Annotated in this window: 22 protein-coding genes and 2 tRNA genes; 11 read left to right on the forward strand and 13 right to left on the reverse strand. The window is 60.2% G+C overall.

All coding sequences use genetic code 11. The features are described from left to right. The first annotated feature begins 67 nt into the window (after positions 1 to 67). From puuE to VSP_RS36620, 3 genes are read left to right on the forward strand one after another with little or no spacing between them, the layout of a single operon-like run. Positions 68 to 1,018, forward strand: coding sequence for an allantoinase PuuE (puuE, locus tag VSP_RS21530; RefSeq protein ID WP_029190652.1), 951 nt, complete (start codon positions 68 to 70; stop codon positions 1,016 to 1,018). Next, positions 1,015 to 1,854: a factor-independent urate hydroxylase gene (gene pucL, locus VSP_RS21535; RefSeq protein WP_009963285.1), complete on the forward strand. Its 840-nt coding sequence runs from the start codon at positions 1,015 to 1,017 to the stop codon at positions 1,852 to 1,854. The genes puuE and pucL overlap by 4 nt, the downstream gene beginning before the upstream one ends. Positions 1,855 to 1,875: 21 nt before the next feature. Next, a complete protein-coding gene (locus VSP_RS36620; RefSeq protein WP_009963286.1) occupies positions 1,876 to 2,679 on the forward strand; it encodes an XdhC family protein in 804 nt (267 codons plus the stop codon). Here the strand turns inward: VSP_RS36620 and VSP_RS41180 are convergent. Together VSP_RS41180 and VSP_RS41775 are read right to left on the reverse strand one after the other, a co-directional pair. Beyond that, a complete protein-coding gene (locus VSP_RS41180; RefSeq protein WP_075087025.1) occupies positions 2,587 to 3,456 on the reverse strand; it encodes a tetratricopeptide repeat protein in 870 nt (289 codons plus the stop codon). The two genes, VSP_RS36620 and VSP_RS41180, sit on opposite strands and share 93 nt — an antisense overlap. Before the next feature lie 100 nt (positions 3,457 to 3,556). Continuing rightward, on the reverse strand, positions 3,557 to 5,467 hold the full coding sequence (locus VSP_RS41775) for a hypothetical protein (RefSeq protein ID WP_157210998.1): 1,911 nt from the start codon (positions 5,465 to 5,467) through the stop codon (positions 3,557 to 3,559). 240 nt (positions 5,468 to 5,707) lie between these two features. Here VSP_RS41775 and VSP_RS21555 point away from each other — a divergent pair, with 240 nt between their 5' ends. Then, positions 5,708 to 6,190 carry a hypothetical protein gene (locus VSP_RS21555; protein ID WP_009963290.1) on the forward strand — a complete coding sequence of 161 codons (483 nt, stop codon included), beginning with the start codon at positions 5,708 to 5,710 and terminating at the stop codon, positions 6,188 to 6,190. Between the two features lie 3 nt (positions 6,191 to 6,193). Here VSP_RS21555 and VSP_RS21560 read toward each other — a convergent pair whose 3' ends face one another. Both VSP_RS21560 and VSP_RS21565 read right to left on the reverse strand, forming a co-directional pair. Next, a complete protein-coding gene (locus VSP_RS21560; protein WP_029190654.1) occupies positions 6,194 to 6,721 on the reverse strand; it encodes a hypothetical protein in 528 nt (175 codons plus the stop codon). After that, positions 6,718 to 7,242, reverse strand: a complete 525-nt coding sequence (locus VSP_RS21565) for a hypothetical protein (protein WP_009963294.1) — start codon at positions 7,240 to 7,242, stop codon at positions 6,718 to 6,720. Before VSP_RS21565 ends, VSP_RS21560 begins: the two co-directional genes overlap by 4 nt. 153 nt (positions 7,243 to 7,395) lie before the next feature. Between VSP_RS21565 and VSP_RS21570 the strand changes: the two genes are divergently transcribed. The 5 genes from VSP_RS21570 to bioD all read left to right on the forward strand — a co-directional run bounded on the left by VSP_RS21570 (position 7,396) and on the right by bioD (position 13,272). Continuing rightward, positions 7,396 to 8,637 (forward strand): Wadjet anti-phage system protein JetD domain-containing protein, encoded by a 1,242-nt coding sequence (locus VSP_RS21570; RefSeq protein ID WP_081452647.1) that lies wholly within the window; start codon positions 7,396 to 7,398, stop codon positions 8,635 to 8,637. Positions 8,638 to 8,760: 123 nt separating this feature from the next. Beyond that, positions 8,761 to 9,456 (forward strand): succinate dehydrogenase cytochrome b subunit, encoded by a 696-nt coding sequence (locus VSP_RS21575; RefSeq protein WP_009963296.1) that lies wholly within the window; start codon positions 8,761 to 8,763, stop codon positions 9,454 to 9,456. A gap of 69 nt (positions 9,457 to 9,525) precedes the next feature. Further along, entirely contained in the window at positions 9,526 to 11,544 is a 2,019-nt protein-coding gene (locus VSP_RS21580) for a fumarate reductase/succinate dehydrogenase flavoprotein subunit (protein ID WP_009963297.1), read from the forward strand. 50 nt (positions 11,545 to 11,594) lie between these two features. Next, positions 11,595 to 12,392, forward strand: coding sequence for a succinate dehydrogenase/fumarate reductase iron-sulfur subunit (locus VSP_RS21585; RefSeq protein WP_009963298.1), 798 nt, complete (start codon positions 11,595 to 11,597; stop codon positions 12,390 to 12,392). A 232-nt stretch (positions 12,393 to 12,624) separates the two neighbouring features. Then, complete coding sequence (gene bioD / locus VSP_RS21590) at positions 12,625 to 13,272, forward strand: dethiobiotin synthase (protein WP_029190657.1); 648 nt, start codon at positions 12,625 to 12,627, stop codon at positions 13,270 to 13,272. 294 nt (positions 13,273 to 13,566) lie between these two features. Here the strand turns inward: bioD and VSP_RS36625 are convergent, their stop codons facing one another. The 7 genes from VSP_RS36625 to VSP_RS21625 form a co-directional block, all read right to left on the reverse strand. Continuing rightward, positions 13,567 to 15,432 carry a bifunctional lysophospholipid acyltransferase family protein/GNAT family N-acetyltransferase gene (locus VSP_RS36625; RefSeq protein ID WP_044133627.1) on the reverse strand — a complete coding sequence of 622 codons (1,866 nt, stop codon included), beginning with the start codon at positions 15,430 to 15,432 and terminating at the stop codon, positions 13,567 to 13,569. Positions 15,433 to 15,780: 348 nt separating this feature from the next. Continuing rightward, positions 15,781 to 17,313 carry a glycosyl hydrolase family 28 protein gene (locus tag VSP_RS21600; protein WP_157210999.1) on the reverse strand — a complete coding sequence of 511 codons (1,533 nt, stop codon included), beginning with the start codon at positions 17,311 to 17,313 and terminating at the stop codon, positions 15,781 to 15,783. Positions 17,314 to 17,469: 156 nt separating this feature from the next. After that, entirely contained in the window at positions 17,470 to 18,027 is a 558-nt protein-coding gene (locus VSP_RS21605) for a putative polyvalent protein kinase domain-containing protein (RefSeq protein WP_269724137.1), read from the reverse strand. Further along, positions 17,997 to 18,191 carry a hypothetical protein gene (locus VSP_RS21610; protein WP_009963303.1) on the reverse strand — a complete coding sequence of 65 codons (195 nt, stop codon included), beginning with the start codon at positions 18,189 to 18,191 and terminating at the stop codon, positions 17,997 to 17,999. The genes VSP_RS21605 and VSP_RS21610 overlap by 31 nt, the downstream gene beginning before the upstream one ends. Before the next feature lie 91 nt (positions 18,192 to 18,282). Continuing rightward, positions 18,283 to 18,355 (reverse strand) — tRNA-Ile (locus VSP_RS21615). 158 nt (positions 18,356 to 18,513) lie between these two features. Continuing rightward, positions 18,514 to 18,795: a hypothetical protein gene (locus VSP_RS41205; protein ID WP_009963304.1), complete on the reverse strand. Its 282-nt coding sequence runs from the start codon at positions 18,793 to 18,795 to the stop codon at positions 18,514 to 18,516. A gap of 23 nt (positions 18,796 to 18,818) precedes the next feature. Next, entirely contained in the window at positions 18,819 to 19,547 is a 729-nt protein-coding gene (locus tag VSP_RS21625; RefSeq protein WP_009963305.1) for a fibronectin type III domain-containing protein, read from the reverse strand. Between the two features lie 105 nt (positions 19,548 to 19,652). On the opposite strand from VSP_RS21625, the gene VSP_RS21630 reads away from it, so the two are divergent. Further along, a tRNA-Phe gene (locus tag VSP_RS21630) sits at positions 19,653 to 19,725 on the forward strand. Positions 19,726 to 20,258: 533 nt separating this feature from the next. Here the strand turns inward: VSP_RS21630 and VSP_RS21635 are convergent. Beyond that, positions 20,259 to 20,588: an HU family DNA-binding protein gene (locus VSP_RS21635; RefSeq protein ID WP_009963306.1), complete on the reverse strand. Its 330-nt coding sequence runs from the start codon at positions 20,586 to 20,588 to the stop codon at positions 20,259 to 20,261. Between the two features lie 158 nt (positions 20,589 to 20,746). Here VSP_RS21635 and VSP_RS21640 point away from each other — a divergent pair, with 158 nt between their 5' ends. Further along, entirely contained in the window at positions 20,747 to 21,430 is a 684-nt protein-coding gene (locus tag VSP_RS21640; RefSeq protein WP_009963308.1) for a class I SAM-dependent methyltransferase, read from the forward strand. A gap of 678 nt (positions 21,431 to 22,108) precedes the next feature. On the opposite strand, the gene VSP_RS21645 is transcribed toward VSP_RS21640, so the two are convergent. After that, positions 22,109 to 23,452 (reverse strand): DUF1552 domain-containing protein, encoded by a 1,344-nt coding sequence (locus VSP_RS21645; protein WP_009963309.1) that lies wholly within the window; start codon positions 23,450 to 23,452, stop codon positions 22,109 to 22,111. Positions 23,453 to 23,495: the final 43 nt, after the last annotated feature.

The raw sequence follows: 23,495 nt of genomic DNA on the forward strand, positions 1-23,495 counted from the left end.
TCTTGCGGACCACTTCGCAACCAACGGCTTGCCCTTTGGACAGCGCCGGGGCACAATCGCGGGTGCCATGATATTAGATTCCTCCTACCCGCGCGACATGGTTGGCTATGGACGCCAGCCGGTGCACGCCGCGTGGCCGGGTAAGGCCCGCATCGCCGTCCAGTTCGTCCTCAACTATGAGGAAGGCGGCGAAAACAGCGTGCTCCACGGCGATCCAGGCTCCGAGACTTTTCTCTCTGAGATCATCGGTGCGCCCAGCTTTCCAGACCGCCATCTCAGCATGGAGTCGCTCTACGAGTACGGCAGTCGCAGCGGCGTCTGGCGCATTCTGAAGGAGTTCGAAAAGCGCCACCTGCCCCTTACCGTTTTCGCCGTGGCCATGGCGCTACAGCGTCACCCCGAAGTGGCCCACGCCATCAGGGAACAGGAGCACGAGATCGCCAGCCACGGCCTCCGCTGGATCAGCTACCAGCAGGTGGATGAGGCCACGGAACGACTCCATATGGAGAAGGCGACACAGATCATCGAGGAAATCACCGGCCAGCCCCCCCAGGGATGGTACACTGGACGCGACAGCCCCAATACCCGCAGGCTGGTGGTGGAGCACGGGGGATTCCTCTACGACTCCGACTATTACGGCGATGACCTCCCGCTTTGGACCACCGTGGAAACAGCCTCGGGAGTCAGCAAGCCACATCTGATTGTGCCGTACACCCTGGATGCCAATGACATGCGCTTTGCCACGGCGCAGGGCTTCAATACGGCCGACCATTTTTACACCTACTTGCGGGACACCTTCGACGTTCTCTACGAGGAGGGGGCGGAGTTTCCCAAGATGATGTCCATCGGCATGCACTGCCGTCTTCTAGGCCGTCCCGGCCGGTTCGTGGCCCTGCAGCGGTTCCTGGATCACCTGGCCAAGCACGACCGGGTATGGATCACCCGGCGTGTCGATATCGCCCGCCACTGGCATCAGCAGCATCCCTTCTCCAGTACGACATCAGGCCCCCCATCATGAAGCTCGTCTCTCAAAACTACGGCAAAGCCCGGGTGCGACTCTGCAAGGTCCTCCGCGACGGTCCCGTGCACTCCGTCAAAGAGATTACCGTGCGCATCGCCCTGGAGGGCGAGTTTGCCGCCAGCTATCAGTCAGGAGACAACTCCTGCATCGTGCCCACAGACACGATGAAAAACGCGATCAACGTCCTGGCCTACAATCACCTGGGGGTGGACAACGAGCCCTTTGCCCAAACTGTGGCAGATCATTTCCTGAACCGCTATGCTCAGGTGACCAAGGTGGTGGTGGAGATTGAAGAGCGCTCATGGAACCGGCTGGTGGTGGGCGGAGTGCCCCACCCCCACAGCTTTACCCAAACCCAGCGGGCCACACCGCTGGCGAGACTCGTCCAGACCCGCTCTTCCACGTCTCTGGAGTCCGGCGTCCAGGGCTTGACTCTGCTGAAAACCACCGGATCCGGCTTCAGCGGCTTTGCCACCTGTGAGCATACCACCCTGCCGCCCACGGAGGACCGGTTGCTGGCGACCACCCTAAAAGCCCGCTGGATCTGGAACGCCGTCCCCGCCAGCTATCAGGCCACCACTGAAGCTTTCCTGAAGGCCGTGGTCGTGCCGTTTGCCCAGAATCACAGCCCCTCTGTCCAGGCCACCCTTTGGGAGATGGCGGCGGCCGCGTTTGAGGCATGCCCTGAGATTCAGGAAATCACCCTCACTCTACCCAACCTCCACTACTTTACCCAGAATCTACAGGCGTTCGGCATTGACAACACAAACGTCTTGATGCTGCCCTCCGGGGAACCACACGGTCAGATCGAGGCGACCCTTTCCCGGAACTGACGCCCGATTGCGCCCTCCACCATGACCACAGACGGACTGCTCCGCGAACTCCTCGCCGCGCGTGCGCGGCGCGAACCCTGCGTGGTGGCCACCGTGGCCGCCGTCCGCGGCTCAGTCCCGCGGGAAAAAGGGGCAAAGGCACTTATCTTCGAGGATGGACGCATCCTCGGCACCATCGGTGGAGGCAAGATGGAGGCGCTGGTCATGGCCGATGCCCTCAGCACCCTGGCAGACGGCCAGCCAGTGTTGAAAACCTACCCGCTTCACGAAGCCAGCCCGGACTCCTTCGGTGCCATCTGCGGGGGTGAGGCGACCATCTTCCTAGAACCCCAGGCGCTGGGCGAGTGGCTGCACATCTTCGGCGGGGGACATTGCGGCCAGGCCCTCGCCCGGCTGGCCATGGACTGCGGCTGGCATGTCACGCTGGTGGATGATCGGCCGGATACACTGAAGGGCGGAGCGGCGAACGTCCTGCATGAGGGACCTGCGGCAGGATACATTGCCTCACGAGCATGGAGAAAGAATGATGCTGCGGTGCTGGTGGCGCGGAACTTTCATCTCGACCGGGCCGCCCTGGCCGCCCTGCTGGCGCACCCTGGCGCAGGCTATCTGGGGATGATGGGCAGCAAGAAAAAAGTACGGGCCGTCTTTGAGGAGCTGCAAGCCCAAGGAGTCACCTCAGAGGCCCTGGCCGCAGTTCACGCCCCGGTGGGCCTGGACATTCATGCCGACTCACCCATGGAGATCGCCGTCAGCATCCTTGCGGAGATCATGGCTGTCATGCGCCAGGGTGGCGGGAGCCGTCTGCGGGACAGCCTGCACTGAATCATCCACTGCAAGGGCAGCGTGAAGCCCACGGGAGGGAGGAGGCAGCGGGCCCAGTTTTGCGGCAATATCCGCAGCCTCCTGGGCAAGCGCCCCCGCTTCCTGAAACTGGCCCAGCGAGCGATGACTTAGCACCAACAATCTACAAGTACGCGCATAGGCGGCCGCCGCCTCGTCACCCTTCGTGCCGAGCTCAATGCGAATGACATGGGCCTTCTGGTGCATTTCCAGAGCATCTTCCAGCCGCATCATGCGGTAGTTCAATGCACCCACATTGTCCGAGACATCCGCCACCTCTGAAGAAATGGCCCCAAGCTGGCTGACGTAGCCCGCCAGAGCCTCCTCGTAGCAGTACGTCGCTTTCTCAAAGTCCCCCTGGCCTTTGCAGATATGGCCCAGGTTGTTCATCAAAAGCGAGAGCGTCGGTGAGGAAGATATGCCGAGTCTGGCCGCGAGCTCCGCCGCCTTTTCATACAGTTCCCGCCCCCCCTGGGGTTCCCCCCACCTCACTTGCAGCTCTGCCAGGAGTGTGCTGATCCCCAAGATCAGTTCCCCATCCATGACGGGAGCATCCAGCAACCGATAGAGAATGCGACGGTACAGCGCTTCCGCTTGATGAAAGGCTCCCTTGCACAGCCAGAGCTCAGCCAGCGCATGCACCTCTACCATCAACTGCCCCATGCGCGACGGGTCGCGGTAAGCCTTGGGGCGCAATTCCTCCACCAGTTCATTCTGGAAGGCAAACTCCTGCTCAAACTCTGGGCTCTGAGGGTGCAATGCTGATCTGTCGGGGCTTGGGAGGGGGTGGGGCTTTGAACTCCCACGAAGGGAAAGAGCCGTCATCCTTCCATCAATCTCCAACCGTCGCAACCGCAGCTTACCACCATGAGACTCCGACAACTGAGATCAGGGTCCACAAGCCCTTCAGGAACGATTTTTTGCCAAAGTCTGTGAACGAGGATTTCCCTGAACCCCGGCCTGCTTCCCGAGATGCCTCATCCGAGGCCGCCAGGTCAGGCTCAGGCAAGGCGAAGTCTTCATCAAAGTCGGAGACCGAGCCCATGCTTTCCATGGGCTCGTCCACGGGATGCTGGCCCCTCAGGCGCTCTCTCAGCGCTGCGCGTGGGTCCGCACGATGCATGGCACCATGTGAATCCCCGGAAAAGTCCTCGTCACCCTCGGCATAGGCAGGCAGTGGGACGAGGCTCTCCACCCGACTCACGATTTCAGCCGGACCGGGCAGCGCTCCCGACGCTGTAAGTGCGCTCTGCAGTTCACAGACCAGCTCCTTCAGCTCGGCAGGCCACGTGTCACACTCCTTGATCGGCTGGTTCGAAATACTGCGGGCCCCGTCAAACAACGCGACAGCCAGGGCGGCAAATTCTCGATTGCTGTCTCCCCCCTCGCTCGCCGGCAATGACTGACGCTCCAGGGGAGGCTCCATCAGGCACCGCAGGGTTGCATGCGGCCGGGCCAGAACCAGGAAGGTGGGCCATGCATCAAGGTGACGATGTACCAGTTTCTCAACCTCCCGGTCAGACACTCTGGCCGTCACCCTCATTACGAGATTGCCAGGGCGCAGGTCCAGACGATGCAGCCCGATGGACTGGGCCTGCTCGATCGCCTGTTTTACTTGCGCCAGCAAAAGACGCACTTCCACCGGCTTCAAGCAACCCCGCTCCCGCAGGACATGCAGCAGCGGCAGGTCATGAGCCCGCTCCTCCAGGAGGAATGCCAGACTGCCTCCCTCCCAGGCCCCGGCGCACCGCATGATGTTGGGGTGGGCGTCTGTCTTTAAATCCCCAAGCTGGGGAGCGAGGCATGAAGGGTTAAGCACCATCATCACTCCCGGAGGCGGCAGCAGCTGCACGGTCAGCTTCCGCCCGGAGGGAGCTTCTGTCACCGGGAGCGAAAAGGGATGCCGCTCACCTCCCACATCCTCCAGCTGATACCGCCGGGCGAGCACCTCCATGTTGGGCGGGTTAGGAAACAACAGATCCCTCAACGAGGAATGCGGCACCATATTTTCCAGCGCCACCACATGCCGGCGAGTGTCCTTGCCGTGAAGATCGCGGCTCTGTGCCAGAAAGGCCTCCTGCACCTGGGCGCGGAGTGCCTCCAGCGTCGCAGGCACCTCCCCCGGGACCCCCAGGCAGGCACGCAGACTGTTCCGCAACCGTCCCGGCAGGGCATTCAGCACAGCCACCCTATCAGGGTGAATTCCCGCGCGCAGTGGCCCGGTGAGCAGACGGCTCAACACCAGGCAGACCTCCCGCACCTGGCGGGCCTTCTCATCCGGCTGGCTGCCCTCGCAAGTGCGAGTGTACCCGTAGTCCAGAATGCGCAGCCTTAACAAACTGTCATCCTCCAGACACACCAACACCCTCTCCAGGCTCACCCCTTGCAGATGCCCACGCACCTTTTCCAGGGTTAGCAGTTCGTCCAGGAGATGCAGGACAAGACTGAAGGCCGTAGGAGCGATAAGAGCCCCTCGCCGGGAAATGTAGTGCTCCAACAGCTCGCCATCATGAAAGGCGGTGACGTAGAAAGCCGTGCCTTGAACTTCGCCCGAATCCAGGACGGGATCCGCACCCTGCTCACTCCCGGGCGGGAGACTAATCTGACAATCAGGCGCGGCTTCAGCGACAAAATGGACCTCCACCAGTTGGCGGTGCCGTCGGTCCACACCCAGATACACCTCCTCGCAGGACGCCCGGAACAAAGGCATGGGGGCATCCCCCGCGCTCATCGCCAGTTCGTAGTGATTGAAACTTCCAATTTGCCGCATGACCGATCACGATCCCCCTTTCCAGATCCGCATTTGCGCCGGGGGTGCTGCTTGTGATTTCCTGAATTTCGAGGGACTTAATGTACCATCCTACCGGCCTACTGCCACGCACATTCCCGTTCGCAAGCACCTTGTTGCTAAAATTTATCCTCCCGGAAACGTCACATCAATCACAAAAGCGAGCAAAGGTTGGACAGGACTCGTTCCGTATTGGTATTGAATGGATATTCGCACCCGCCCATGAATGGAGCTCCCAGCCCTGCCCGTTTTCTGTCGGCCCTGCCCAAGGCTGGCATCCTCCTCGCCACCACCGCCCTGCTTTCCTGCCAGAATCTGGCCCCGAAGAAGGAAGGTGATCAAACCAGGATTTCCCCGCCAGCCACGGCACCCGCGCCCTCTGCCCCCACGGATCCACGCTTCATTTACAAGATGGCTGACGTCGAGTCCGTGGCTGCCACCCTCGCTCCCGGCCAGCCCCGTCAGGCCACGGTGACCATCTCTGGACTGTTGCATGATGGGGCAACCAGCCTGCATGAGATCAAACAACAACGCATCTCCGGTGGGGTGTTCATCACGGTGATCACTTCCAGACCTCGCGATGCCATGGCCACATTGGCCATCATTCCCTTTGAGCGCACGGTGGAAGTCGATCTCACAGGCCTGCCTCCGGGCACTGCAGTGATCACCGTCAATGGCAAGCAAGCTGCCCTGGAGTTGCCTTGATGCCTAGCGGGATTGTTTTCTAAAGGTGCCAGCCTCCCACTCCGCCTCTGTGATGCGATCCTTGTACGGATAAGGCAACAGCGCTCCGCCAATCAGATAACCCCGATACCGCGTAAGGTCGTCGTGGTTGCCAAAGTCGTCGGCGGCCTGGTCCCCAAGCTTGAGGATTTCTCCATCTAGATGGCAGTCCGCAAGTTCCAGCCGGGTATGGGCAACCACTTTGCTGGCCTCAGCATCCAGACAAACGACGAAAAAATGCCCCCGGGCCGGCGGAACATCGCTTCCCGGATTTCGAAAGCGGATGTAGAGCGCCGTCACGAGCACGAGAGTCTCTTCTTTCCAGCTCAGGGCACCCAGATATCTGGCCTCCTTTAGATGATACCTCGCGCGGACACCGCCTTCGACGCGCTCACCAGAGGTCAGTTCAGCCACACCGGAACCTTCCAGAGCAGCGACCGCCTTGAGCAGGACTTGGGGCCGCTCCACGGGAGCCTCTGCCCCCTCCCTGCGGTCACGTTCACCCATCATCATCTGGCTTGGTCTAATGCTGGAACCGCCGCCTTGGCAGGAGCCTCTGGGTTGGCCGACTCAGGAATGATCTTAATGGCCAGCTTCCCTTCGCCTTTAGGCCGGTCGGGATACATGAGCCGCACACACGTGGCGGCAGAGTCCACCACCTGCTCGATGGTGAAGGGATAACCCTCAGGGATTTTTGCCTTTTTGGCATCAATGGTCACCTCAAAATCCTCATCAAAATTGCCCACCTGGCAGGTGATGGAGAGGCCGTACCGTGAGACCATGTTCACATCACTTTTTTCCCTCCAAAACGGGTCGGAAGGCGGCACAAAGGGGAGCCCCAAGGCATGGACCCACCACTCAGGTGAGGCACCCCCCGCGACAAAAGGCACATCGATGATCTGGACGTAGGCATCACTGTCCGAGCCGTGAAGGTACACAGGCAGCTTGAGGGTTCCAAGACCAAGTGTGGTTGCCTGCACCCGGGAGGCCACGAGGGCCAGGACGATCGACAATGACAGGAGGAGGGTTCTCATGGTGGCAAATTTTACGCTGCCGCCCACCCAACGTCGAGGCACAATCGGCCCAGACCGCCACCGGACGGGCTGGCCTCGCATGCAGGAAACAACCTGAATTCGAAATCCGCGCTCGACCCGCCTCCCTCCCGCTTCTACCTTGAGCCCCGCTCCATGCCGTCCTTTCCTGTTCTCGAAGCTATTGCGAGGCGATATCACGCCTCCAAGCAGGGGCGCACAGGGACCGGAGTACGGGATTTTCTGGTGGAATACCCCGATTTGCTGAAACTGGCGGGCTGCACCGACGGAGATTCCCGTGTGCAGGCAGAAAAGGAACTGAACGCCGCGGCCGGACTGCGAGGCAGTAAACTGGTTCTGGAGCGCCATCCTCGTGACCCCTCCATCATCTGGCAGGTTCGTCTGCTGGCGGACGGAGGTGAAAGCTGGCTCTTCGACCTGCTGGAGAAGCCAACCCCCACGGCTCTTCGCGCCCAATGGGCTGCCTTATTCTACCATGCGGGCCAAGACGTGTCCGACCTGCCAGCGCCATGGCGGGAACGATGGTACCAATGGTGCACGCGTCTGGCAGGGGCCGCTCACCTTGGGCAATCGATCGCCCCCTTCACCTTCAACAACCAGGATACCGCCGCAGAATTGCTGATGACCTTGAAGGGCGTCCTGAACTGGCAGGGCTCCACGCTCATTCGTGTTGCGAGTTGCACTCTCTGCGGTGATTCCAAGCAACTGGAACGAATGGCCGCTCGCCTTGGCCAGGCGTTGGATCAGATCACTGGAGGACAACGGACGAGTCTGGCTGACATGGGCCTGACGGACACACCGCGATCTGTTCTGCTTCACGGCCCCCTCCAGATCCACACCCCTACCGGCACCGTGGATCTGGGACCGCTCAAGGAAGCATCGCGCATCTCTGCTCCAGACATTGAAAATGCCATCTCTCTGACGACGAGCGCCACCCGGTGCCTCAGTGTGGAGAATGAAACCACCTTCCACAGCCTCGCCAGGCTTCAGAGCGGCGCACTGCTCATCCACACCAGCTATCCCGGCTCTGGCGTGCTGCGGCTCTATGAAAAACTGCCTGCTGGATTGGAATTCTGGCATTTTGGTGATACCGACCCTGCTGGATTTGACATCCTCAGGGACTTGAGAACACGCATCGCCAAGTCCATCCAGCCGCTCCATATGAATTTTCGCGATGACGAAGATTCACCACGACTCACCCCTCAGGAAACTCGGTTGATAGATCGCCTGATTGCGAGCCCGCTGGTTGCCGACGTCAGGAAGGAACTGACCGCCATAAGGACCTCGGGCAGAAAAGGTCGCTTTGAGCAGGAAAGCATCGGCCTCCCCATGGCCGACTGGCCGTTTTACGGATGCCCCAACGGGCCGCGAAATTGATTTTTCACCTATACCCCACCAATACACCCCCTCCGCCGTGGCTGAATTTAACAAGACAATTGAGACTTTCTTTTGCCTCTTCTTGCCAAACGGCGGCGTATCGCCATCTTGGAATATCTGCCTATGAGCGCCCTGACTAAGTCCCTTTCCGCGTTTGTTTGTTCATCCATTGGCAAGAAATTTCTTGTAGCCCTCACCGGGGCAGCACTGGTCATTTTCATTTTGGGCCACATGCTCGGAAATCTTCTGATCTTCCTGGGGCCAGACGCGCTGAATGCCTATGGGCACAAGCTGCAAAGCATGGGAGCCCTGCTGTGGATCGCGCGCATCGGCCTGCTCGTCACAGTGGCCATCCACATCATCTTTACCATCAAGCTCACGCGCGAGAATCGCGTCGCCCGTGCAAATCGCTACGGTTACCAGGCGACCATCCAGGCCTCCAAGTCCTCCCGCTATATGATCTTCAGCGGGCTCACTGTCCTGGCGTTCATCGTTTACCACATCCTCCACTTCACGCTGCATGTAGGGAACAACTACGGCGAGCTTCATGCCAATCTCCATGGCGAGACCGTGCATGATGTGTACACCATGGTGATTCACGGCTTTTCCTGGATCCCGGCCTCCATCTTCTACATCTTTGCCATGGGACTGCTCTGTTCCCACCTGAGCCATGGGGTCTCCAGCATGTTCCAGACACTGGGCCTGGCCACAGCGCGCACCTGGCCGGCGTTCAAGGGTCTGGGCCTCGCCTACGCGGCGCTTATTTTTATCGGCAACTGCTCCATCCCCCTCGCTGTCATGTTGGGCTGGGTGAAGTAAGCGCGACTCACCACCACCTTCCCGCTCCGATCCCCTCTTCCTGACCACGACCTTTCTCCGCTGCCTGCCATGACCATCGATCCAGATCCTGCCTTGAACGCCAAGATTCCCTCCGGCCCGCTGGCTCAGAAGTGGTCCAAGCACAAGCAGGACTCGAAGCTCATCAATCCGGCGAACAAGCGCAAATACACGGTGATCGTGGTTGGCACCGGTCTGGCCGGATCTTCCGCAGCCGCTTCCCTTTCAGAGATGGGCTACAAGGTGAAGTGCTTCTGCTTTCAGGACAGCCCACGTCGCGCCCACAGCATCGCCGCCCAGGGGGGCATCAATGCTGCCAAGAACTACCAGAACGACGGTGACTCAGTGCACCGCCTCTTCTATGACACCATCAAGGGTGGCGACTTCCGGGCCCGTGAGGCCAACGTGTATCGCCTGGCCGAGGTCAGCGCCAGCATCATTGACCAGTGTGTTGCACAGGGTGTCCCCCTCGCCCGTGAGTATGGTGGCCTTCTCGCCAACCGCTCTTTCGGCGGTGCCCAGGTGAGCCGCACCTTCTACGCACGGGGCCAGACGGGACAGCAGCTCCTTCTGGGAGCCTACTCCGCCCTGAACAAGGAGATCGCCCGCGGCAACATCCAGATGTATGCCCGCACGGAGATGCTGGAACTGGTGCTCGTGGACGGGCACGCCAAAGGCATCGTGGTGCGCGATCTCGTCACCGGCAAGGTCAGCAGCCACTCGGCTGACGCCGTCATCCTCGCCACCGGAGGCTATGGCACCGCCTTCTACCTCTCCACGAATGCCATGGGCTGCAACGTGACCGCCAACTGGCGCGCTCACAAGAAGGGTGCCTTCTTCGCCAACCCCTGCTACACGCAGATTCACCCCACCTGCATTCCCGTCAGCGGTGACTACCAGAGCAAGCTGACGCTCATGTCCGAGTCCCTGCGCAATGACGGCCGCGTTTGGGTGCCGAAGCGCAAGGAAGACTGCGGCAAGCCTCCCCACGAGATTGCCGAGGAAGACCGCGACTACTACCTGGAGCGCAAGTACCCCAGCTACGGAAACCTGGCACCGCGCGACATTTCCAGCCGCTCCGCCAAGGAAGCCTGCGATGAAGGTCGCGGAGTCGGGCCCGGCGGCCTGGGTGTTTACCTTGACTTCGCGGATGCCATCCTGCGCTACGGACACGACAAAGCCGGCGGCAAGGAGCTTCCCAAGGAGAAGCTCATCGAGATGGGGAAGGCCGTCGTCGCGGAAAAGTACGGCAACCTCTTCGAGATGTATGAGAAGATCACGGGGGAAAACGCCTACAATCAGCCCATGCGCATCTACCCCGCCGTGCACTACACCATGGGCGGCCTCTGGGTGGACTACAACCTCATGAGCACCATCCCCGGCCTGCATGTGCTGGGTGAGGCCAACTTCTCCGACCACGGTGCCAACCGCCTGGGTGCCAGCGCACTCATGCAGGGCCTGGCCGATGGATATTTCGTCGTTCCCTACACCATCGCCAACTACCTCGCAGCCCAGAAGCCGGGAACCGTCACCACCAGCCACCCCGCCTTCAAGGAGGCGGAAGAGGCCGTCAGCGTGCGCACCAAAAAGTTCCTCGGCAGCAAAGGCAAGCGCAGTGTGGACAGCTTCCACCGCGAGCTCGGCCTCCTGCTCTGGTCCGAGTGCGGCATGGCCCGCAGTCATGAGGGCCTGCAGCTTGCCATCGACAAGATCCCACAGCTCCGTGAGGAATTCTGGAGCAACGTCATCGTCCCCGGCTCCGGCGAGCAGTTCAACCAGGAGCTTGAGAAAGCCGGCCGCGTGGCGGACTTCCTTGAGTTTGGTGAACTCATGTGCCGCGACGCCCAGCACCGTGAGGAGAGCTGCGGCGGTCACTTCCGCGTGGAGTACCAATACACCAAGGAAGATGAGGCAGCCAAGCGCGGCCAGGCAGGTGAGGCCCTTCGTAACGACGACAAGTTCGCCTACGTCGCCGCCTGGGAATACTCAGGTGACGTTTCCAAGCCGGTCCTGCACCGCGAACCGCTCAACTACGAAGAGGTGCACCTCGCTGTCCGCAGCTACGTGTAATCCCCCCGCCCCTTTCCCGACTTTCCGCATCCCCTTTCCCCGTTCCCACCATGGCCCGCTCTCTCAATCTCCACATCAAGGTCTGGCGCCAGGCAAGCGCCAACGCCAAAGGTTATTTCCAGGATATTGAAGCCACGAACATCCCGGAAACCGCCTCCTTCCTGGAGATGATGGACATCGTGAACCGTCGCATCATCGAGTCGGGCGGCGATCCGGTCGCCTTCGATCATGACTGCCGGGAGGGCATCTGCGGCACCTGCTCCATGGTGATCAACGGCATCCCCCATGGCCCCGAGCGTGCCACCACCACCTGCCAGCTTCACATGCGGAAGTTCCACGATGGCGACACCATCTGGATCGAGCCCTTCCGCGCCAAGGCCTTCCCCGTGATCAAGGATCTGGCGGTGGACCGCAGCGCCTTCGACCGCATCCAGGCTGCGGGCGGCTTCATCAGTGTGCGCACCGGCTCTGCTCAAGACGCCAACTCGTTGCCCATTTCCAAAGAAGCGGCCGATGCCGCCATGGACGCAGCCGAGTGCATCGGCTGCGGTGCTTGCGTCGCCTCCTGCAAAAACGCGAGCGCCATGCTCTTCGTCTCGGCCAAGGCCGGTCAACTCAACAGCCTTCCCCAAGGTCAGCCGGAGAAACACCGCCGCGTCCTCGGCATGGTGAAAACCATGGACGAAGCCGGCTTCGGCAACTGCACCAACCAGTACGAGTGCGAGGCCGCCTGCCCCAAAGAGATCAGCGTACGCTGGATCACCAAGCTCAATCGCGACTACGCCATGGCCGTAACTCACGAAGCCCTCCTCGCTCCCGTGGGCAAAGGCAAGGGTGATGGCGGTTAGGTGGAAGAAAGGAAGCTTAACGAGAGCTTGATCCTGCTGGGCGCGACCATCCCATGGGCCAAGTGCGTCAGCGGGCTGTACTTCAGTGCGTCAAATACTCGCTGTTGCCCATCGATTGCTCCTTGCCCCATCGCGGGGCCTAAACCAGCGTAGCGCCCAACCGGACCTCTTGCGGTCCATCTCAACCTGCGCAGCCGTCTCAACAGGCGTAGCCGTCTCAACTCCCTTTCCCTTGAATTTGTTCATCACCGGCACGGATACTGACGCTGGCAAAACCTATGTGACCCGGCTGCTGTTGGATGCACTGAAACAGAGCGGCATTCAGGCAGCGGGCTTCAAGCCTTTTTGCTGCGGGGGACGACAGGATTCCATCCTGCTTCATCAAGGCAGCGCCGAGGGCCCCGGATTCACGCTGGAGGAGATCAATCCCATCTGGCTCAAAACACCGGCTTCGCCCTTCACCGCCGCTCTCATCGAAAACAGGAACTTGGACTTCGCCGGATTGCGTCGGAGCCTGGACAACCTCACCTCCCGGGTCGATCACGTGCTCATTGAAGGTGCTGGCGGTTGGGAAGTACCACTCGCCCCAGGATACACTCTGGCAGACTACGCCCAGGAAATTGGCTGGCCCGTGCTGGTGGTGGTCAACAACCGCCTCGGAGCCCTCAACCACACGATCCTGACAGTAAAGAACATCCAGGCCAGAGGGCTCAAGTGCGCAGGCTTGGTGCTGAACTACGCCCACGAGGAGAGGGATGCCGCCAGCATCTCCAACCGCATGGTACTGGAATCCATGGATCTCGCCCCCGTGGTGGCCGACATCATGCATGGCGAGACGGATGGCCGGGAACTGCTGGATGCCCTGCAGGAGTGGATGTAAGAGCCCCAAGCTGACAGCCTCCGGGAAACGTCGATGCGACGTCGAAGGCGGTTGACCGGTAGAGCAGATTGGCAATCTGCTGTGCCGCCGATTGGCAATCGGCATGAGGTGGGAGCAGAGGATAGTGGCAGAAGCTGCCGCGGCGCTCGCCCGAGCAAGACTGAAGCCATGCTCCGAACAGCTAGCTTCAGGCGAAAGAGCGCTGGCCACGCAACTCACCAAGATCTCTCAGCGAGCCCTTTCAGAGCGCACGCCCTGTGCACCCCACATCAGATCTCATCTAACCCATAACTCCTAACTCCCCCCCTCCTCCTTCACCTCACTCCCTACACCGTGATGTTTGAGATACCTGGCGCACGCCTCTTCCCCCATGTACTTGCACAGCAGCTTGGGATCAGTCTCTGTCACATCCACGAGAATCAAGCCATCAAGGCAAGAGCTAAAGTCCTTGTCCACATTGAAACTCAACAGCGTGCCGTTCAGGCGCAGGTAATGTTTGAGCAAGACAGGGATGCCCTTGCCGTCCTCTTCCAGGCTGGAAATGAGGGCGGAAAAGTCATCCACATTACCAAGGTCCGCGGAAATAAACTCCCTCAGCAGCTTGCGATTCTTCCCGTAGCGGAAAGGCTTGCGCGGCTTCACCAGCGTCGCCAGATCGGGATGGAAGTTGTTCTCCCTTAGAAATTCCACCATGAGCTTGCGCGAGAGCCCCTGATAAGCCTGGCTGATGCTGACCGGTCCGTAGAGCCTGGTGTAGTGGGGATTCTGGCACACCCAGGTAAGCACGCCCTTCCACAGGAGTGGCAGCGCTGAAACGCTCCGCTGATAGTTCGGGGCTACAAAACTGCGCCCCATTTCAAGCGCCTGTTCCAGATGCTTCAGAAAGGGCTTCTGGAACTTGAACAGCGTGCTGGTGTAGAGCCCCTTGGCTCCATATCGACGCATGATCATATCCGCACGACCCAGGCGATAAGCCCCCGCCACGCGCCGCTCTTTCTCATCCCAAAGAAAGACGTGCAGGTAATAGTCATCGAACTTGTCGAGATCCACATCCTCACCAGTCCCCTCTCCCACAAGACGGAAACTCACCTCACGCAACCGGCCAATTTCGCGCAGCAGGTGGGGAATCTCCGGAGCAGCGGCGATAAACACGCTGAAGCTCCCCTGCTGCGCAATGGGCCCGCCCGCCTTCCGAAGGGCTGCAATCTCGGCCTCAAAGGCCTGCTGCAACATCGGGCTGTCAGGGGATAGCGTCAGCGTGGGAGCTGCAACCGATGCCGGAGCGTGAGCGACAGGCACCGTGACTGTACCGAGCCCTTTGAGCGGTGCCTTGGGTCGCTGGCTCAAGATGAAAGTGTGAAGCCTGAGGTAGCGGGTGAGGCTCTCATCATCCTCGAACTTGCGCAGACGGTTGAAGGGTATGGGCTGCCCCACCTTCACAGACACCACACCCTGGTCATTATGCAATAACTCACGGAAGATCAGACCGGTGCGCAGCATGGGGTGCACCAGTCCGGCCCCATGAAACAACACACTGTTCTGCCCCTCAAAATAGACCGGCAGGACGGTGGCCTTTGTGCGACGGACGAGAGCTCCCACATGCGAACTCCAGGGACTCTCCTCCACACCGCGGCCCATTTTGAAGTGAGCCACCTCCCCGCTCGGAAAGATGGCAAGTGCCCCCCCCTGTTTGAGGAAGCGCAACGCCTCTTTCATGGGGCCCAGGTTGCGCTGGGCGCTGTTCTCCCCGTTGAAAGGATCCACGGGAATGATCCAGGGACGCATCTCCTCAATCTCCCCCAACAGGAAGTTCGTCATGAACCTCACATAGGGCCGATACTGGGAGATCAGATCCCCCAGTATCACCGGATCCAGAATGCCGAAGGGGTGATTGGAAATAATGATCAACGGCCCTTCGGTGGGGAAGGTAAAGTTCTGAGGCAGATCCACCTCATACTTTGTGCCGATCTCCCGGAGCCCCGATGAGAACCACGCCCGTGCGGAAGGGTAGTCAGGGTGCTTCAAGTAGCGGTCGCGAGTGCGTTCATACAAATGGTTGAACGAACGGATGGCGAGTCCGCGCTCTACGACAGGGGCTGCGAGTTTGTAGAGATTCCGCTTTAGTGGACCCTGCAAACGTGAGGAAAGATCAATGACCATGCGATGTGCGTCGGCCAGGTTAGGTCGTCGGGGGTTGAAGGTGCGGCCGGTACACGGCGGCAATGGTGGTGGGCGCGCCGAAAGAGTCAAGGAACAAGCCTGTCACCTTGGCTGAATGAAAGGTCCTTCATACCGGGACATACCGTCCGGTTGGGTGACATCTTAGCCACTTGCCCCGTTTCCCTCCGAAGCGGCACCGAGATTCACAACCGATGAGCAACGCCGTCCTGGCTCAGCTCAAAAGGACCGCCCCCCCGGGAGGGGCAGTTACCAGGCACAGCGAAACCGCTCTTATCTTGTTCCCTTAATGAAACTGCCATACCCGGATGTTTTCATCCAACATGGCACTTAGTCATCAAAACGGACGTCCTCGACAAATCCCCCCACTTTCAGCCCCGCCTCTTCCGCCGTGGCGATGGGCCGTCCACTGACTTCCAGTCCGGCGAAAGTCACCCCGCGGATGCAATGGCCTGCTCCCAGCCCCTGCAGAAAACCGGGCCGAGATTGTTTGAAGCCCACATTCTCAAATCGCACGCCGCTGACGCCGCCTCCATCTAAGAGCTGAATCACGATCCCGTTCCTGCCACAATTCTCCACCCGGATGTCCTTGAAAACGATCTGCCCCCACTCTCCCTGGCCCTCACCGTGCATCACACTCATGGCATCCCGGCAGTGAATGATATCAACGTCCTCAAAACGCACGCGATGGAGCGCAGAACGGGCCAGCGGTCCGCAGCGTAACGCCCTTGCACTGGTCAGCGCCATGAGACGGCGCAAGACCACCTGCTCACTCACTGCATCCTCTGGTGAGGTCACAGAAAAGGCATCCTCAGTGGTGTACACCAGGCAGTCCTCGACCAAAGCGCGCTGCGTGCCAGCGAGACGTATCCCATCCACCCTGTCTTCACTGCTCAGGTCATTGATCACTTTCACCCGCCGCATGGCCACATCCTGGCAGTGCGTCGCCGATACAGCCACCGCCGTCGCCTCCTTGCAAATCACCCCCTCCAAAGTCACACAACGCGAGCGCTCCATCGTCACGCAACTCGCCAGCAATCTCTTCCCCTCCCCGTGCTTGGCCGCCCCGGCGAGCGCCAGCCCGCGTGCATCCAGCGTACCCCGCCCAAAGATGCAAACATGCTCCACCCCATCCACTTTGACCAAGGCGGCGGAAGCCGTCTTGCCAGGCGCTGAAGGATAGTCCGGGTAGCTCTCGGCATCATCCCTGCCCTGCAGCACCGCACCGGGAGCCAGATAGAGCTGGGTCCGGCTTCTCAGACGGATTCCCGTGGTGGTGTAGAGCCCGGGAGGCAGCATGACGACGGCCTCATTCGCCAACGCTCCGGCATCGTCACAGGCCTTCTGTAGCACATCCGTCCCGTCCTTGGCACCCGAGCGGTCCAGACTGTAGGGCGGAGCCGTCACATCCAGCACTTTCTGGTGCTCAGGCAGCTCATCCTCAGGCGGATCTGCCAGCAACAATAAACGCAAACCATTGACAGTCACCACCATATAGTGGGAGGTGAGCAGGGTGAACTTCAAGCGCCCCCTTTCCATTCGAGTGGGGACTTCGCATTTCTCAGGGCTCATTGTCCAATGCCTCACTCCCCCAGGCACTTCCACCTCCACCTCGGCAGAGCCCGGGAGGGTGAGAGGTGCGTAAGTGCAGTTCAATCTGCCTCCCACCCAATGCTCGATCACCGGCACCTGCTTGTCATTCACCCACACATTGATTACTGGAGGCCGATTCCCCGCATCACGGGCAGCCACACTCCCCCCGCCAGCCACAAAGAAGACGCCCGCCGTGACCACCAACGCCAGAAGGTGGAAAACAGCTCTCCAACCGGTCTGCACCGGCAATCCGGAGAATGGCGGCTTCATGGCAAATCGAAGAAGGGGCGCAACTTGCAAGCATCCCACGGCGGACAGTCCTGCTTTGGCCTGTTCACCCCATCCGTTCTTGAGACACTCCCCGCCCGTGCTGCGTTGCGAGAAATTCTTGGTCGGCACCGTTGCCAAACACCCTGACCCTCTCGTTCAATTTTCCGCACCCGTCGCCACCTGGACAGCTGGCTGCGCTTGGGCCAGACGTTCCAGGGCAGCTTGCATGGTGGCATCTGGCCTCATCACCTGTAGATCCACCGGCTTCACCGCCCCTGCCAGGTCCAGGACAAAATTCTTCCCCACCGCATCCGAAACAGCGAGTTGAAGCTCAGGATGGTGATACATCCCCTCTCCCACGCGCTGAAAGCCCAGCGTCGTCATGTACGACCAGATCTGCAAGTCCGTGGGATGCACCGCCTCACCATTGCGTGTGCGATACCACGGCTGGGTCACCACCAGACGCACTCCCTGCTCCCCGGGGAACTCCACCCAGCCAGCCACTCTATAGTCGTCGCCAAAGACCTCATTGGTGAGCGCCAGTCGCTCCAGGTAGAGCTCAATCTCGGAGTCATTGACAACCTCCATCGGATGCAGGGTAAACTTGACCACCCGGCCAGCCGTCAGGTCAAACCGCACCTCGTGCTCCGCCCCGGCGGCACGTATCAGGGGAGCAATATGGTTTAGGAACGCCCTCGGTTCGAGGAATTCAATCGCTCCAGGGCGGCCGCCACCGGATCTGGCGCCGCTGGATTCACCCCATGCTGCGACTCCAGCGCCTCCAGGGACTCCTCCACCCGCACCGCTGCGTAGGCAGTCAAGGACTCGGGCAGGGTCGAGATTTTGACCGCCGGAAGCTTCACTATGTTTTGATTCATGACAGGGCATGGTGCAGATTCACCTTCTGGAAATGAAGTCGTCTTTGGCGAAAAAGGAGCTTCGTGCTTCCATCGTGAGTGCGAATAAAAGTGCGCCCGCAGGGATTCGAACCCTGGACCAAGGGATTATGAGTCCCCTGCTCTAACCGCTGAGCTACAGGCACTTTTCACAAGGAGCGAAAGCGGACGCATAGTTTACCCGGGAATCCGATTCGTCTTGCAGAATTTTCACCTAAGTTCGCTCCGTTGGGGAGGCAGCCCTCAGAAGTCAGCAGCGAACTCCTCACTCATTCCCACCATGATCCTCCGGCTCTCGCCAAACTCAGTCTCCGGTCTCTGAAAGCTTCCCCTCGCCCGCCTCGACAAGCCTTTGCAACTGCGCTCTGGCATCCCAGTCATCGGGCGCGGGCAAACCACGGCTGTACCATCGGCACCCTGCTGTCGCCCATCGCTTCCTGGCGTCTTCATAGCTGATACCCCTGTCATCGTCGTCCACCCCAAACTGAAAACCACAACTCGGACATATTTCATAGGAACCGCCCCCGGAAGGGGCACGAGGAGGCTCACGCAAGGCCGGATAGCCGCAGACAGGACAGGTGTTCATGGGAGATTGGGGGATGGGAGAGATCAAGGCTTCCTCAGTCTTACCGGGCGGCCAGGTTGCCGGTCCCAGTATCCGGGGCTGCCAGGTTTGAAGAAAGTCTTCGTCGTACCGTCCCGATTGTACGCGGCAAAAGCCCCGCTGCCAGGATCGAAAACGCGCAGCGTGCCATCAGAAGCGTCCGCCTTGGCTGGCAACCCCTCGGCCATCGCTCGCTGTAGAAATTCCCATGCCTGCCGCGCATAGTCCTCCTCACTCTTCGCACCGAAGTCGGGGCCATGTCGCTCAAAGTGATCCCGCAGACTCGGCAGGTAACCCCAGGTGATCCGGGCAGGCGGGGCCCGTGGCGCGGCCGGGGATTCTGCCAGGGGCTTCTTCTTGAGGAGAGCCCCCTCAGCGGTCTCCCCTTTCTGCGGCAGGGTGAACTGTCCGGACTTGAGCCGGACCTTGGCCGTGCCCACTGCATAGTAGTAGGTGGTGCCGGGCATCAAACTGTCCAGAGTCACGGAGTGCTGCACGGCCACCCCATCCCCCGCTTTCCACTCCAGCTTGTCTGGCACCAGTCCGTAACGGACGCGGGTGCCACATTCTGCATCTGTGCGCCAGTTCAGCGTCACTTGTGTTCCCGAGGCTGCCACCACCACCTCCGGTCCCTGGGTCACCTCCACCGCCCCCACTCCTCCCACCAGGGAGATCAGCATCCCTACTGCTGCCCCTATCCTCATCATCCAGCGCCATCGGTCAATGCCCATCATCCTCAAAGGCTAGCGAAGAAAAAAATGAGGATCAAGCGCAAGAAACAACACTTTCCAGTTGCGCGGTTTCGAGTGCTCGGCATACTAGCGGTCCCTCAAACGAAAGGCTCGGTAGCTCAGTCGGTAGAGCAGAGGATTGAAAATCCTCGTGTCGGCGGTTCGATTCCGTCCCGAGCCACTTTCTTCCCCATTTAGCTGGAAGAATTTGGATGCAGACACCCCACCCTGCATATCGCCTCTCAACTGGCCTTTTGCCTTGGTTTCAGGAATGCACCTATCATGCGGGGCACAGGGTTCGTTTGGAGAGGGTCTTTATCGCACTACGGGTTCTTAAGGCCCGCCTCCCCTTCGGGCCAGATCTGGCGCAGAGCATTGCCCACCTCTGCAGCCCATGATTGCAGCTCCGCAACTCGCAGCCTGTCTGCAAGCCTGCTTGGAGTGAACCGATTCCTCGTTCACCCCACCCTCTTTCCCGTTGGCACGGTTTCAGGAGTCCACGACATGCATTGCTCCATAGACAAAAGAGGGAGCCCGGACCGGATCACGGAGCATCCGTTGGACATCTGCCGCTCCATCCGTGCCAGGCTATATCGGTTTTGCCCATGGGACATCCAAAACCCTGACGCCCCCCTTTAACGCGAAGTGGCCAGCCTGACGCTCATGCGTCGAGGCTGGCCAGGAATGGGAGCTTCTGTACGAGAGATCCGGGGTCTAGGCGACCATGTCCTTGAGCTTCTTCAAGGGGCGAACCTTCACCACGGTGGAGGCAGGCTTCGCCTTGAAGACGGTCGGCTCCTTGGTGAACGGGTTGATTCCCTTGCGGGCCTTGACCGCCGGCTTGCGGACGGTCTTGATCTGCAAGAGGCCCGGAAGAACGAACTCACCCACGGAGTTTTTCTTCAGGTGGGAGCTGATGATCTCCGTGAGGCTGTCCAAGACGGCGGAGACCTGCTTGCGGCTGAGTTCCGTGTCCTGCGTGATTTGCTCCAGAATCTGGGTTTTGGAGAAACGGTCTTTGATGGTTGCTGCTTTTTTCGCCATGGGAAGAAATTGTGCAAAAATCTCCGTAGAGTCAAGGCTCCAACCGCGGGGTAAGGCGCTATTTCAGCGGGAAAACACGGTCTTGAGGGCAGAATTCACGATTTGGCACTGCATCAGCCGGTTTAGGGAGAGACGTACCTAGCCGCAGTCATTCCATCATGAACCCTTCTGAAAGCCCCTTCTCCGACCCCAAAGCCGTAGCCGACTATGCCGAGAAACCCGCCCGTCTGGTCCCGGGTTTTGCGAGTCTGCAGCGCATGACATCCCTGCTGCTCGCAGAGCGCACCCCCGCTACCGGTCGGGTCCTGGTGTTGGGAGCAGGTGGCGGACTGGAACTCAAAGAATTCGCCACAGCGCATCCCGGCTGGGAGTTTGATGGAGTCGATCCTTCCGCAGAAATGTTGAAGCTGGCCACCCAAACCCTGGGCCCACTTGCCTCCAGAGTCCGGCTTCACCAAGGCTATATCGATGCAGCTCCCGAGGGGCCATTTGATTCAGCGTCCTGCCTGCTGACTCTGCATTTTGTGCCCCGTGAAGAACGACTGCCCACCCTGCGGCATGTGCACCAGCGACTTAAAAGCGGTGCGCCATTCGTGGCCGCGCATCTCAGCTTCCCGCAAGCGGAGCCAGAGCGCTCGCTCTGGTTTTCACGCTATGTCGCCTTTGCCGTGGCCTCGGGCATCGATCCCGCCATGGCTGAAAAAGCCGTGCCCACCATGCAGGCCAGGCTCGACATCCTGGACCCTGCAGAGGAAGAAGCCCTGCTGCGCGAAGCAGGCTTCACGGACGTCAGCCTGTTCTATACCGGGTTCACCTTTCGTGGATGGGTGGCGTATGCGTGAGTGGGAGGGAAACTTCTACGCACCCAGGGGCACTTGATACAGGTTCCCCTCGCGGCCATGGAGATCCCCTTGGGCACGCGGTCGCATTCCACGGGTGAACATCGCACACGAGGAAATTTTTGCCTGCCAAGGAACCCTGGATGCGATGTCATGTGCTGCCTGACGTTTGCGGCAAGATGCCGCCAACAGCACGCAGGGATGCGTGCGCTCCCCGAGCTTCCCAGGCACTGGCCATTTTGAGAAACGCCCAGACCGCGTTTCACCCCCCAGGTTCCTAGGCAGGCACTCCACGAACTTGGCGTGGGAAGCATGCCACCCCGCCCCGCATAGACAACGGTCATCGTTGCGGCAACACTCACCTCTGAGGCCTGCCACTTCCAGCTTGATTGCGTTCAGCCTTGTCGCCTTGGGCATGGTGCTGACGCCGGTGGCCCAACATGATCTACCTGGTCTCACGCACCATCTGCCAGGGCCAGACACCCCTCCTCCCGCAGTTCATCAAGGTACAACACGGCAGGGTGCTCACGCAGGCTCTGGCCCTTGGCACCTGGCGGTCGAATCAAGGAAATAAACAATCCTCACACAGCCAGATCAAGATGCGCAGACACAAAAAAGGAGCCTCTGTAGAGGCTCCTTTTTTTATGATTCAAGCTGGACTGGCCCATTCCAGCGTCCTCCTCAAATCCCCTGCAGCACACCCGTGCTGTCGCCCACGCGCTCGGCGTTGACGCCCATGCGATCCAGCATGGAGAGATAGAGGTTGGTCATCGGCACCTTGTCCTTGAGGGCGATGTGACGCCCAGGGTTAAGCGTACCATTCGCACGCCCCGCCACCAGCACGGGCAGGCGGTCATGGTCGTGGGCATTGCCATCACTGATGCCGCCACCGTACACGATCATGGAGGTGTCGAGCAGGGACTTGTCACCTTCCTTGGAGGCCTTCATGCGCTCCAGGAAATAGGCAAACTGCTGCACATAGAACTGGTCAATCTTCGCGATCTTCTCCAGCTTCTCCGGGTTGTTCTGGTGGTGGGAGATGTTGTGGTGCGAGTCCGGCACGCCGATCTCCGGGAAACTCCGGTTGCTGCCGTCATGCGCCAGCAGGAAGGTGGCGATGCGGGTCGAGTCCGTCTGGAAGGCCAGCAGCAGCAGATCAAACATGAGGCGGATGTGCTCCTGCGTCGTCGAGGGCACCCCGGCGGGCACCTGCACGCCGGAAGGCAGCACCACTTTCATGGTCTCCGACTTCTGGATGCGCTGCTCAATGTCGCGCACGGAGGAGAAGTACTCGTCCAGCTTGCGATTGTCGTTTCCGGAAAGACGCTTTTGCAGGCTCTTGGCATCGGCCATGACGAAGTCCAGAATGCTCTTCTGGTACTTCATCCTCCGCTGGGCCTCTGCGGAATTCCCGCCAGCGGCAACGGTGCCGAAGAGACGCTCAAACACCAGACGCGGGTCCATCTCAGGAGCCATCGGCATGGACTCCGTCTTCCAGGAAAGGTTGAACTGATAAGCACAGCTGTACCCGGAGTCGCACTTGCCTGAGCTGCGGTCGCCGTCCGTGCTCAACTCCAATGAAGAGAGCCGGGTGAGATGCCCCAACTGGGAGGCCGCAATCTGGTCCACGCTCTGGCCGATGCGGATGTCATTGCCAGCGGTCTTCTTCGCCTGGCAACCAGTCAGGAAGGTAGCCGTGGCACGGGCGTGGTCTCCAGCTCCGTCCCCGTTGGATTCCGCCTTGTCGTGGGCAAGATTGGAGATGACCGAGAAATCATTCCGCAGGCCCGCCAGCGGCTGCAGCGTGGGGGAAAGTTCGTACCCAGCTCCCTCGCCTTTCACGTTCCACTTGTGCACGTTCACCCCGTTGGGAATGTAGAGGAAAGCCATCCGGGAAATTGCCTCGGGAGCCTTCTCCGCCGCGAATGCCCTGAATCCGAAAGACTCCAATGCAGGCAAAGCCAGCAACGTGCTGGCGCTGCGGAGAAACGCCCGGCGGGAAACTTGTGATGCAGAGGTGGACATGGTCGCTAAGTAGAAAAGGGGGGATTTTCGAAAGGGAGGTTCT

This window comes from Verrucomicrobium spinosum DSM 4136 = JCM 18804, from assembly GCF_000172155.1.
GTDB lineage: Bacteria > Verrucomicrobiota > Verrucomicrobiia > Verrucomicrobiales > Verrucomicrobiaceae > Verrucomicrobium > Verrucomicrobium spinosum.